The sequence below is a fragment of the Tenacibaculum sp. MAR_2010_89 genome (assembly GCF_900105985.1).
Classification (GTDB): Bacteria; Bacteroidota; Bacteroidia; order Flavobacteriales; family Flavobacteriaceae; genus Polaribacter; species Polaribacter halocynthiae.
The window spans coordinates 2784819-2797544 of sequence record NZ_FNUB01000005.1; the positions used below are offsets into that span (position 1 = coordinate 2784819).

Sequence of the window (12726 nt, forward strand, 5' to 3'; positions counted from 1 at the left end):
TATTTTTAGTAAGACCTTACATTTTATTTGTTTCTATCAGCAACAGCGATAGCAATATCAGATATTTTTAGTTTTATTTTACGCATAAAACTTCCTTTAAATTGATCATTAATCAAGTCGCTTTCTACCTCTGCTAAAATTGTTTCCGGATTAATTTTAAGGTTTGACTTTTTTAATTCTCTTTCAATTGTATTAATGATTTTATTTCTATTTAATTTATGCTTAGCATAGTATTCTTTTACTTCATCAACATTATGCGTTACAGCAAATAGTAAATCTTTACCACTAACTTTTATTGTATTTATATTTATTGGTTTTTTACTTTTTTCTTTACTAGCACTAGCTATCAAAGTTTCAATTTTTACATTTTTTTCTTTATCAACTTTAATAAAAGTATCCTCATTCTTTTTTATATTTATTTTTCTATCAATTTTTCTTAAATTATTTTTCTCTATTTTGACTTCTGGTATTGGAATATACTCTTGTTTAGCAATTGTAATTGTTTCTTCATTAATTAAGTTATCTATACTTTTTAATGTATCAACTTTTAATATCTCTAATTTAGTGTTTACTAAAATTGGTTTTATTTTTTCTTTCGAATTAAATTTGAAATAAGAAAAACCAATACTTAACAATAGTAATAAACTAGCTGCATAGCCGTAATAAATCTTTTTTTTATTTTTGGTTTTATATTGATTCTCATCCAGCTGATTACTTAATCGTTCCCAGGCTGAATTAGATGGCTCTATAGACCTGTTATCAAGCTTACTTTTAATTATTTTATCTATTCTATCTTCCTTCATTTTCTAACTTGTTCATTTTAATGTAATTTGCTTGCAACCATTTCCTAGCTTTAAACAACTGTGACTTTGATGTACTTTCAGAAATCTTTAATTTTTTAGCTATTTCAGAATGCTTATATCCCTCTATTGCATATAAATTAAAAACTACTTTATATCCGTTAGGTAACTTATCTATTAACTTTTGAATATCCTCAACACTTGTATTTTCTAAACTATCAATCGACTGCCCATCAAAAACATATTCCTTATCAGTAAGTTCTAAAATATTCTTCTTTTTTAAATACGTTAAACATGTGTTTACCATTATTTTACGAATCCAACCTTCAAAACTGCCTTGAAATTTAAATTTATCAATATTCGTAAAAACCTTAAAAAAACCTGATAACATCATTTCTTCTGCATGGTAATCATCTTTAACATACTGTCTGCATACGCCTAACATTTTAGGAGAATACTCTTCAAATATTTCTTTTTGAGCTTCTCTGTCTTGCTTACAAGCTTTTTTTATAAGCTTTGAAGTAGTGTTATGTAATGATATTACTTTCAATTCAGTTACAAATAATTTGTGCTTTCAAATATAAAGACGATTGTAAAATAAAAAAGGTTGCCTACAAAAATAAAAACTCTCCAATTTATTTTTAAAATGGAGAGTTCTCACTAAAATTAGAATGATAAAAACGGGGGGACTACTTATTTCTTTTCTTATTCTCTATAAATTTAAGGGTTAAAACCACAACAAAAACAGGAAAAACACTGATTAACAAATATTTACCAAAATAAAATTGATTTAACATATAAAAAATAAAATTTAAACTTCTTTTTACTCTTCAATTATATTATTAAGATATTTGCATATTTAAATTTGATTTATGAGCTTCATTGTATATATAATTTCTTATCCTTTCCTTTGGTTACTTTCAAGATTACCAATACGTATTTTATATATAATTTCTGATTTTTTTTATTTCATAATATATTATGTTGTTGGATATAGAAAGAAAGTAGTAAAAAGTAACTTAGAATTAGTATTCCCTTTAAAAACTGATTCAGAAATAACACAACTTTCAAAACAATTTTTCAGGCATCTTATAGATTTAATGATTGAAAGTGTCAAATCTTTTTCTATTAGTGAAAAAGAAATTTTAAAACGCTACAAGTACAAAAATCCTGAACTTATAAATAATTTAGCTAAACAAGGTAAAAGTATTGCTTTAGTTGGAGCACATAAAGGTAACTGGGAGTGGATTGTTAGTTTACCTTTTGCTATAGATATAGATGTTTATGGTTCATACACCAAACTTGCGAATCCTTATTTTGAAAAAAAAATTAAAAAAGCTAGATCTAGATTTGGATTTATAGGAATAAAAACCACGGAAACTGTAAAAAAAATTCACTTAAATAGTCTAAAGAAAAAACAAGGTTTATACATATTATTGAGTGATCAATCTCCTATGGTACATAAATCTCATTATTGGAAAGAATTTTTTGGTGTAAAAGTACCTATTCATACTGGTGCTGAAATGCTTGCTAAAAAATATGATTTTGCAGTGGTTTATTATAATACGACAAAAATTAAAAGAGGGTATTACGAAAGTGAATTTACACTAATTACTGACACTCCAAAAAAGTATGAAAAGTTTGAACTAATGGATGAATATTTATCTATTACAGAAAAAGTGATAAAAGAACAACCTGCCTATTATTTATGGTCTCATAAACGCTTTAAACATAAAGATAAATATAATCAATGGTTAAATTCAAGAAAAAAATAAATTATTATACACTTTTATCTATACACACTTCCTTTATTGCATTAATAAAACAATAAAAATATCAAGCTTAATATTCAATAAATTATTCATTGAATTTTATAAAAACAATCATTTAAAAACATAAAACATTACTACGTTTTATAAAAAATTTGATTTAATAAAAGTTTTTTATAACTTTATGTGCTTAAAACCAAACCTACTACCCCTTAACCATGAGAAACTTTTTAAAAGCTTTTCTCGTTTTTTTATGTTGGGCTGCTTTAGCTCTCTTTCTTTACAATCCTAATGAAAATTATGATTCGTTAGAGACTAAAGTAAATGCAATAGAAAATAAACAGTCAAGTTTATCGAATAAAAAAACTGATACTACAAAAAAGGAGATTTTAAAAAAAGCTGAGATAACTAAGGCTATTTTAAAAAAGCAAGTCAAAATGAACGCCAATACTTTTCCTTTGGTTTTTAATGACAAATTTATAACTAATTCAGCACATACAAGAGTACTTCTTCCTAAGAAGTTTTACTATTTTAAAGATTCTATATTTAACTTTTTAAACAGTAATAGTGGTAAGGAAATAGTTATAAATGCAGTTTACAAAGTAAATGAAATATTGACTGATAAAACTAATTTTGGAATAGCAAGAGCAAACAACCTCAAAAACAAATTAGTTAAATATGGTATAAACTCAAATAGAATTACATCTAAAGCTACGGTAAAAGAATATAAATACGATAAAGAAGGATATTATGCAGATGGCGTAACCATATTGGTTAAAAATATCTCTGAAAGTAAACGTGTTCTTATAGAAAAAGAAATTTCACACAAAACGCTATACATTTCTTTTAGAAAAAGTAGTTTAGAACCAACTAAAGCCTTGTTAACTTACACTTTTGAAATTAAGAATTACCTTAAAGAGCATTTGTCTAAGAAAATAACAATTATTGGACACACTGACAATCAAGGTAACACTGAAACTAATCAACTTATTGGATTAGAAAGAGCTAACCTTGTTGCTAAGTACTTTACTAAAAACGGTATAGATAAAAATAGAATTAGCGTTCAATCTAAAGGAGAAACCTCTCCTATTACCAACAATAAAACTCTAAAAGCTAGAAAAAAGAATAGACGAATTGAAGTAATAATTAATTAACCTCCCCTTAAACATGATTTTATTTTTAACAACCAAAACATCACATTTACTTGAATTCTTTTTTTGGATGTTGGGTTCCTTTTTAATTGGTTATATATTTTCTTGGTTTTATTTCAAGAATAAATACAAATCAGAATTAAACGAAAGCTCAGAAACAATAACAGAATTAAGAAATGAAATGCAATCAACCATACGTGCGAAAAAAACCGTAGAAAGAGGTGGTATAGAAATAAAACAACCTAAAGAGCTTGACTTTAATAAAATTGGTATTGCTACTGAAAAAGACAAAAATGATTTAACCCAAATTAAAGGAATTGGTGGTTTTATTGAAACAAAACTAAATAGCATAGGCATTTATACCTATAAACAAATAAACAATCTTACCAATGAAGACATAAACACTATAACAGATTTAATTCAATTCTTTCCAGGTAGAATTGTTCGAGATAATTGGAAAGGACAAGCAAAAGATCTTTTAAATAGTAAAGAAAAATAAAAATATTTCTCTAATAAACACTTATTTATTAGGGAAATATTTTTTTTATTTTTAACCATAAATTAATTACTATTCATACTTCTTCATTTCTTCATCATAAAACTCGCCTGCTTTATCCATTAAATCGGCCAATTCTGTAGCCACATCCTCTTCTTTTTCACCTGTTAAATCTTCAAACCATTCTATTTCATCATCTTTAAGATTAATTAAAAAACGAGGATATTCAGTATGTAATACAAAAACATCGTCAGGATGATTACTATTATCTGCTAGTAAAAATTTAGGTAAGTTCATTATTGTTTATCAGTTTTAAAGTTAAATAATTAAATCGTAAATATAAAAGAATTGAAGCTGTGGTTAATCCAGCTAGTAACCCTAACCAAATTCCAAAACTACCATACATGTTTTCCTTACCAAAATAAAAACTAATAGGAAAACCAATAATCCAATAAGATATAAATGTTATTATTGTTGGTATTTTAACGTCTTGTAACCCACGTAAAGCTCCCAATACCATTACCTGAATACTATCGCTAATTTGAAAAAAAGCTGCAGCTATTAATAAATTCGATGCCAACTTTAACACTTCCATATTATCAGCGTAATTTTCTACATCATTTGAATCTATATATAAATGTGGTAAATATTCATGTAACGCAAAAAATAAAAAGCAAAAACCGACAGCTAATATTGTTCCTAATAAAAATATAGAAAAAGCTATTCTTCTTAATTCATTATATTTTTGTAGCCCTTTTTGGTTACCTACTCTAATCATAGAGGTGACTCCTAAGCCCATCGCAACCATGAATGTCATTGATGAAAGGTTCAAGGCAATTTGATTAGCTGCTTGTGGATTTTTACCTAACAAACCACTCAACCAAATAGCCGCTGTAAAAATAGCTACTTCAAAAAACATTTGCATGGCACTTGGTGCTCCTAAATTTATAATTTTTCTCAACATTAAACTATCTAAAACAAATAATTTAATATTTGTTACAAGTTTTTTAGATCGTTCATTTTTAGTCAACAACCACCACAAATAAATGACCATTATAAATCTTGACAATAGAGTTCCATATGCTGCTCCTACAATTCCCATTGCTGGGAACCCAAACTTTCCAAAAATTAATACATAGTTTAATAAAACATTAGAAACATTTGCTAATAAGGTAGCATACATAGGATACCTAGTCATAGACATTCCATCACTAAATTGTTTAAATCCTTGGAAAATAATCATAGGAATTAAAGAAAAAGCCACTAAATCTAAGTATGGAATTGCTAAATCAACTACTTCAGTTGGTTGCTTCATAAAATATAATAAAGGCTTAGAGAAATAAACTCCTAAAAACATTAAAACTCCCATACTTATGCATAAAAATAATCCATGCTTAAATGTTGACTTTGCCTTATCAAAGTTGTTTGATGAATCTGCTTCAGCTATTAAAGGAGTTATAGCTGTAGAGAAACCAATTCCTAGCGACATAGCTATAAACATAAAACTATTCCCTAATGATACTGCTGCTAACTCTGCTGTTCCTAATTGCCCCACCATTATGTTATCTACAAAACTAACAAACGTATGTCCTAACATGCCCAACATTACTGGTGCTGCAAGTTTCCAATTATAACTAAACTCAGATGTGTATTCCTTAAAATTCAATTTGTTTTACTCTATTATTTTTAATCTGCGAAGATACTTCTTTTTAAAGGTCAAAATATTTTATTACCTCCATTTTTTAAATTATTTAACTACCTTTGAAAACTGATTAAATTTGAAAAAAATGGCAAAAATAACATTACAAGGAAATCCTTTAGAGACTGTTGGAAACTTACCGAACACAAATACAAAAGCACCTGATTTTAATTTAATAGCTGGTGATTTATCCGAAAAAAAATTAAGCGATTTTTCTGGTAACAAGCTAATTTTAAATATATTTCCAAGTGTAGATACTGGAACTTGTGCTACTTCAGTTAGAGAGTTTAATAAAAAAGCTGCTAGTTTAGAAAACACCAAAGTTTTATGTATTTCAAGAGATTTGCCTTTTGCTCAAGGACGTTTTTGTGGAGCTGAAGGTATTGAAAACGTTGTAATGCTATCTGATTTCGCGACTGGTGATTTTGGTAAACATTATGGATTAGAAATAGCTAATGGTCCTTTAAAAAGTTTACATTCTCGTTGTATAGTTGTAGTTAACGAAGAAGGAAACGTAACATATACTGAACAAGTAAGTGAAGTAGTTGATGAACCTAATTATGACGCTGCCTTAAAAGCATTATAGTTTTATATGAAAAACCCAAATGATGGATTTATAAAAGGTAGATTAAGAAGTATCAAATTTGCTGTTAAAGGAATGTGGCTATTACTAACTACAGAAGATAGTATTAAAGCTCAAACTTTTATAGGTTTATTAAGTACTTTAATGGGATTCTACTTTTCTATATCAACTACCGAATGGATGATTCAATTATTAACAATTGGCTTAGTTTTAGTAGCTGAAGCTTTAAACACAGCTGTAGAGAAGGTAGCCGATTTCATACATCCAGATTATCATAAAAAAATAGGTTTTATAAAAGATATTGCAGCAGGAGCACCTGCTTTTGCTGCTCTTATTGCACTTATTATTGCAAGTATTATTTACGTTCCTAAAATTATAGCTATATTTTAGCGTTTAGACTATTGTCAATTAACATATATGGTAAAAAAAAAGAAGACAACTGTTAAAAGTAAAAAAAGTGAAATTTCTATATTTACTAAGATTGGGGTATTTATTAAGAACAGACAAAACCAAACTATTTTTGGTGCTTTTCTAATCCTTTTCTCAATTTTTTTAACCGTAGCTTTTATTTCTTTTTTCTATTCATGGCAAGAAGATCAAAGCTCATTACAGCAATTCTCTAACAGGCAGTTACCAACTCAAAACTTATTGGGTAAAGTAGGTGCAAAATTAAGTAACCTTATAGTATTTAGAGGTTTTGGACTAGGTGCTTTCATTTTAAATGTTATACTTTTTTTTACTGGAGCACGAATACTTTTACAAACTAATTTAAGAAAAATTATTACTTCATGGAATTGGGGATTATTAGGTATGCTTTGGACTGCTATTTCTCTTGGTTTTGTTGAAAGTAAATATGCTGTTTTATCAGGTATAATTGGGTTTGAACTTAATGAATACCTTCAAACGTTTATAGGTAAAACGGGATTAATTATTTTATTACTTTTTTTCTTTATAGCTTATTTAATTATTCGATTTAGTATTGACCCTGACGCTATAGTTGAGAACATAGATGCTAAAAAACAACAAAAAGAAGCTGAAAAAGCTGCTAAAATTGAGCAAGAAGCTATTGAAAAAACTGCTAGAGAAATTCATAAAGAAGAGGCTGATAATGAGAAATCTGATTTTGAACTTTCAGTAGAAAACCTACAGCCTACTATAACAAACCATTCTAATGTTAATCAACAGTCAATTAAAAAAGAAGATGACAAAGAGATTTCTTTAGATATTACCTCTACCGAAACTCCTGAGTTAAAAATTTCTGAAGAAACTATAAAAGAAGTTGAAGTTGCAATTGAAAAAATTGCTGAAGAAAAAAGTGTGTCGGAAAATTTATCTGACCAATTAGTAAAAGATTTTGGAGAATTCGATCCTAAATTAGAATTAGGTAACTTTAAATTCCCAACATTTAACTTATTAAAGGAATATCATGAAAGTATCTCTGTAGACCCTGCTGAATTAGAAGCTAATAAAAATCAAATTGTAGAAACTTTAAAGAACTACAAAATTGGTATTGCTCAAATAAAAGCAACAGTTGGTCCTACTATTACTTTGTATGAAATTGTACCCGAAGCTGGGGTACGAATTTCAAAAATAAAAAATTTAGAAGATGATATCGCTTTATCATTAGCCGCTTTAGGTATTCGTATTATTGCTCCTATTCCAGGAAAAGGAACTATTGGTATAGAAGTACCAAATAAAAAATCTACCATAGTTTCAATGCATTCTGTTATTTCTTCTAAGAAATTTCAAGAATCACCTATGGAATTACCTATCGCTTTTGGTAAAACTATTTCTAATGAAACTTTTGTTGTAGATTTAGCTAAAATGCCTCACTTATTAATGGCCGGTGCAACTGGACAAGGTAAATCAGTAGGTTTAAACGCTATATTAACTTCACTCTTATATAAAAAACACCCAGCTGAAGTAAAATTTGTACTGGTAGATCCTAAAAAAGTAGAACTTACTTTATTTAATAAAATTGAGCGTCATTATCTTGCTAAATTACCTGATGAAGGAGAAGCAATTATAACAGATACAACCAAAGTTGTAAATACTTTAAATTCATTATGTATTGAAATGGATGCTCGCTACGATCTTCTTAAAAATGCAATGGTTCGTAACATTAAAGAGTATAACACTAAATTTAAAGCTAGAAAATTGAATCCTGAAAATGGTCATCAATTTTTACCATATATCGTTTTAGTAATTGATGAATTTGCCGATTTAATTATGACAGCAGGTAAGGAAGTAGAAACACCTATTGCTCGTTTAGCACAATTAGCTCGTGCCATTGGAATTCATTTAATTGTAGCAACTCAAAGACCTTCCGTTAACGTAATTACTGGTATTATTAAAGCAAATTTCCCTTCTCGAATAGCCTTCAGAGTAACTTCAAAGATAGATAGTAGAACTATTTTGGATGCTCCTGGTGCTGATCAATTAATAGGTAGAGGTGATATGTTATATTCTGGAGGAAATGATATTACACGTATTCAATGTGCATTTGTAGATACTCCTGAGGTTGAAAAAATAACTGATTTTATTGGTTCTCAACGTGCATATCCTGACGCACATTTGCTTCCTGAGTATGTTGGTGAAGATGGTGGCACAAATGTTGATATTGATATAGCAGATCGCGACAAATTATTTAAAGATGCTGCTGAAGTTATTGTAACGGCTCAACAAGGTTCAGCTTCATTATTACAACGTAAACTAAAATTAGGGTATAATAGAGCAGGTAGATTAATTGATCAATTAGAAGCTGCTGGTATTGTAGGCCCTTTTGAGGGTAGTAAAGCTAGGCAAGTTTTAGTTCCTGATTTAGTATCTTTAGATCAATTACTAGAAAACGAAAAAAACAACAATTAAAATCCGAAAACGGAAATCATATATCAAATGAAAAACATAGGTTTATTTTTTATAGGAATATTTATAAGTTTTAATACAATAGCTCAAGATTCTTCGTCAAAAGCAAAACTTTTACTAGATGAAGTTTCTACAAAAATGGGAGCATATAAAAATATGGTAATAGGCTTTAACTCTACTTTAGTAAATAAAGAAGCTGGTATAACCAACGACCCTCCTATCCGAGGAAATATAACAATCGCTGGAGAGAAATATAATTTAGAATATTTAGGTAACAACTTTTTATTTGATGGTAAAAAGCTTGCGGTAATTAACCATGATGAAAAAGAAATAAATATTTCTAATGGAGACCTTGAAGAAGAAGATGGATTCATCTACCCTTCAAAACTTCTAACTTTTTATAAAGAAGGTTATAATTACAAAATGGGAAAATTAAAGAATCATAAAGGGCGTAAAGTTCAATATGTTGATCTAACTCCAATTGATAGTAACTCTGATATTATAAAAGTAAAACTTGGTATAGATGCAAAAACAAAACATATATATAAGTTAGTACAAATAGGATCAAATGGAGCTGAAACTACATTTACAATTACTAAATTTAAAAGTAATCAACCTATTTCAGAAAAATACTTCTCTTTCAATAAAGAAAAATACACTAGTCAAGGTTACTTAATTGACTAAATAATCTAAAAGTTTTGTTATTATTTAAACAATAACAAAACTTTTAGGTTTTTATAAAACTAACAAACTACCTTTGTTTCTGTGAAAACACTAGACAGATATATTTTAAAAAGTTTTTTAATTCCTTTTTTAACAACTTTTCTAATTATATTATTTGTATTAATAATGCAAATGCTATGGTTAGCTTTTGATAATTTTGCAGGTAAAGGAATTGGTATTTTTATAATACTGAAGTTTTTGTGGTACTCTACTCTTATGGCTGCACCACAGGCCTTACCTATTGGTGTATTACTATCTTCAATAATGACTTTAGGTAGTTTATCAGAAAACTACGAATTTGCAGCAGCAAAATCAGCAGGAGTATCTTTACAAAGAATGGTTCGTCCTCTCGTTTTCTTAGCTGTATTTTTAAGCTCTATTAATTTTTTATTTTTAAATTATGTATACCCATATGCAGTTTTAAAACAACTAAATTTAAAAGCTAATATAAAAAAGAAACAGCCAGCTTTAGCATTAGTGCCTGGTAGTTTTAATACAGAAATACCTAATTATCAAATTAAATTTGAAGAAAAATACGGTGAAGAAAAAAACTTATTAAAAAAAGTTTTAATTTATGACTTATCTTCTAAAAGAGGGAATAATAAAATAATTACAGCTAAAAGAGGTAAAATTACTTCAGAACAAGGTAGTCGTTATATGACCTTGATACTTAATGATGGATATTATTTTGAACATCATAGAAAATCAGGAGAAACATTTGAAGAAAGGAAAAAAATGCCTGCCTCTCATGCTAATTTTGAAGAATACATTATAAATATTGATATCTCTTCACTTGACAATACTGATTTAGATGAATTAAAATATACAAAAAACTTCAACATGCTAAGTTTAGGGCAATTAAAAGATACTATTCCTGCCCTTAAAAAAGGATATGATGAATATATTGCTAGTAGAGCTAAAAACCTATTTCTTACTCTAGATGTTGAAGACCTTCATAACTACCCAGATTCTCTTATTAACAAAGAGTTATCTCCAACCATATTAAACAACTTTGAACTTAGAGAGAAAACTAACATTTTAAACATTGCTATTTCTAAAATAGATAGAACTTTAAGTAATAATAAATCATATAAAGAACCTTTAAAAAACAGAAGAAAATGGCTTAACCACCATGACATTGAATATTATAATAGAATAGCCTTTTCTTTATCTTGTCTTTTATTATTTTTTATTGGAGCTCCATTAGGTTCTATTATAAGAAAAGGTGGAATGGGACTTCCTATGATTTTAGCTATCTCAATATATGTTTTGTATTTTTTCACAAATACATTTGGAAGAAATATGGCAGAAGAGAGTTCTGTAACTGCCTTATTAGGTTCTTGGTTAGCTGTAGTTTTAATGTTACCTTTAGCCCTTACATTAACTATAAGAGCTGCTAAAGACAAAGGTTTATTCAGTATTAGTAACTTATTTATACCAATAACAACATTTTTTAAAAATATATTCTCTAAAAAAGAGAAAACAACTTAACTAAATGACAACACATACAACTCCTAAAATTCAATTAAATTCAATTGAAGAAGCTATAGAAGATATAAAAAAAGGTAGAGTTATTATTGTAGTAGATGATGAAGATCGAGAAAATGAAGGTGATTTTCTTGCTGCTGCAGAAAAAATTACTCCAGAGATGGTTAATTTTATGGCTACACATGGACGCGGATTAATTTGTACTCCCTTAACTGAAAGTAGATGTAAAGAGCTAGAACTAGGTATGATGGTTAGTAACAATACTGACCCTATGGAAACTGCTTTTACTGTATCTGTTGATTTAAGAGGTAATGGAGTAACTACAGGTATTTCTGCATCTGATAGAGCCAAAACTATTGAAGCTTTAGTTAATTCTAAAACTAGATCATTTGATTTAGCAAGACCTGGTCATATTTTTCCTCTAAGAGCTAAAAACGGAGGTGTTTTAAGAAGAACTGGCCACACAGAAGCTGCTATTGATTTTGCTCGTTTAGCTGGTTTAAAACCTGCTGGTGTTATTGTTGAAATAATGAATGAAGATGGAACAATGGCCCGTTTACCTCAACTTTTAGAGGTTGCAAAAAAATTCGACTTAAAAATTGTTTCTATTGAAGATTTAGTTGCTTACAGAATGGAGCATGATTCTTTAATAGAGAAAAAAGAAGATTATACTATTCAAACTCGTTTTGGTGATTTTCGTTTACGTGCTTACCAACAAACAACTAATAACCAAGTTCATATAGCATTAACAAAAGGAAGTTGGACTAAAAATGAATCAATATTAACAAGAATTAATTCAACTCTAGTAAATAACGATATACTTGGTACATTAACCAATAATGCTGATAAAAAACTTGATCAAATGTTTAAGGTGATAAATGAAGAAGGGAGAGGTGCTATTCTTTTTATAAATCAGCAATCTCAATCTTTAAATCTATTAAACAGACTTAAAAGCTTAAAAGAAAATCAAGCAAATGGTATAATGAAAGCTCCAAATGTTGTAATGGATAATAGAGATTTTGGTATTGGAGCTCAAATTCTTCATGATTTACACATTCATAAACTACGTTTAGTATCTAATTCTCAACAAACTAAACGTGTTGGTATGATTGGATACGGTTTAGAAATAGTTGACTACGTTAATTATTAATT

13 protein-coding genes are annotated in these 12726 nt (G+C 28.2%); 9 read left to right on the top strand and 4 right to left on the bottom strand.

Going from position 1 to position 12726, the window contains the following annotated elements:
* Nucleotides 1–23 precede the first annotated feature (23 nt).
* A complete protein-coding gene (locus BLV71_RS15575; RefSeq protein WP_093871436.1) occupies nucleotides 24–803 on the bottom strand; it encodes a hypothetical protein in 780 nt (259 codons plus the stop codon).
* Complete coding sequence (locus tag BLV71_RS15580) at nucleotides 790–1350, bottom strand: RNA polymerase sigma factor (RefSeq protein ID WP_093871437.1); 561 nt, start codon at nucleotides 1348–1350, stop codon at nucleotides 790–792. Before BLV71_RS15580 ends, BLV71_RS15575 begins: the two co-directional genes overlap by 14 nt.
* 322 nt (nucleotides 1351–1672) lie before the next feature.
* Here BLV71_RS15580 and BLV71_RS15585 point away from each other — a divergent pair, with 322 nt between their 5' ends.
* The 3 genes from BLV71_RS15585 (at nucleotide 1673) to BLV71_RS15595 (ending at nucleotide 4219) form a co-directional block, all read left to right on the top strand.
* Complete coding sequence (locus BLV71_RS15585; RefSeq protein ID WP_093871438.1) at nucleotides 1673–2575, top strand: lysophospholipid acyltransferase family protein; 903 nt, start codon at nucleotides 1673–1675, stop codon at nucleotides 2573–2575.
* A gap of 212 nt (nucleotides 2576–2787) precedes the next feature.
* Complete coding sequence (locus BLV71_RS15590) at nucleotides 2788–3723, top strand: OmpA family protein (RefSeq protein ID WP_093871439.1); 936 nt, start codon at nucleotides 2788–2790, stop codon at nucleotides 3721–3723.
* A 13-nt stretch (nucleotides 3724–3736) separates the two neighbouring features.
* The gene (locus BLV71_RS15595) at nucleotides 3737–4219 is read left to right on the top strand and encodes a hypothetical protein (protein WP_093871440.1); all 483 of its coding nucleotides are present in this window, start codon (nucleotides 3737–3739) and stop codon (nucleotides 4217–4219) included.
* Nucleotides 4220–4288: 69 nt separating this feature from the next.
* On the opposite strand, the gene BLV71_RS15600 is transcribed toward BLV71_RS15595, so the two are convergent.
* Nucleotides 4289–4513 (bottom strand): hypothetical protein, encoded by a 225-nt coding sequence (locus tag BLV71_RS15600; protein ID WP_093871441.1) that lies wholly within the window; start codon nucleotides 4511–4513, stop codon nucleotides 4289–4291.
* Nucleotides 4500–5882, bottom strand: a complete 1383-nt coding sequence (locus BLV71_RS15605; protein ID WP_255405231.1) for an MATE family efflux transporter — start codon at nucleotides 5880–5882, stop codon at nucleotides 4500–4502. The genes BLV71_RS15600 and BLV71_RS15605 overlap by 14 nt, the downstream gene beginning before the upstream one ends.
* Nucleotides 5883–6003: 121 nt before the next feature.
* Here BLV71_RS15605 and tpx point away from each other — a divergent pair, with 121 nt between their 5' ends.
* The 6 genes from tpx (at nucleotide 6004) to ribB (ending at nucleotide 12724) form a co-directional block, all read left to right on the top strand.
* Nucleotides 6004–6501 (top strand): thiol peroxidase, encoded by a 498-nt coding sequence (gene tpx / locus BLV71_RS15610; RefSeq protein ID WP_093871442.1) that lies wholly within the window; start codon nucleotides 6004–6006, stop codon nucleotides 6499–6501.
* A 6-nt stretch (nucleotides 6502–6507) separates the two neighbouring features.
* On the top strand, nucleotides 6508–6888 hold the full coding sequence (locus tag BLV71_RS15615; protein WP_093871443.1) for a diacylglycerol kinase family protein: 381 nt from the start codon (nucleotides 6508–6510) through the stop codon (nucleotides 6886–6888).
* 27 nt (nucleotides 6889–6915) lie between these two features.
* Nucleotides 6916–9366, top strand: coding sequence for an FtsK/SpoIIIE family DNA translocase (locus BLV71_RS15620; RefSeq protein ID WP_093871444.1), 2451 nt, complete (start codon nucleotides 6916–6918; stop codon nucleotides 9364–9366).
* 27 nt (nucleotides 9367–9393) lie between these two features.
* Complete coding sequence (locus BLV71_RS15625; protein ID WP_093871445.1) at nucleotides 9394–10047, top strand: outer membrane lipoprotein periplasmic chaperone LolA1; 654 nt, start codon at nucleotides 9394–9396, stop codon at nucleotides 10045–10047.
* Between the two features lie 81 nt (nucleotides 10048–10128).
* Complete coding sequence (locus BLV71_RS15630; RefSeq protein ID WP_093871446.1) at nucleotides 10129–11577, top strand: LptF/LptG family permease; 1449 nt, start codon at nucleotides 10129–10131, stop codon at nucleotides 11575–11577.
* A gap of 4 nt (nucleotides 11578–11581) precedes the next feature.
* On the top strand, nucleotides 11582–12724 hold the full coding sequence (gene ribB, locus BLV71_RS15635) for a 3,4-dihydroxy-2-butanone-4-phosphate synthase (RefSeq protein WP_093871447.1): 1143 nt from the start codon (nucleotides 11582–11584) through the stop codon (nucleotides 12722–12724).
* The last annotated feature ends 2 nt before the right edge of the window (nucleotides 12725–12726 follow it).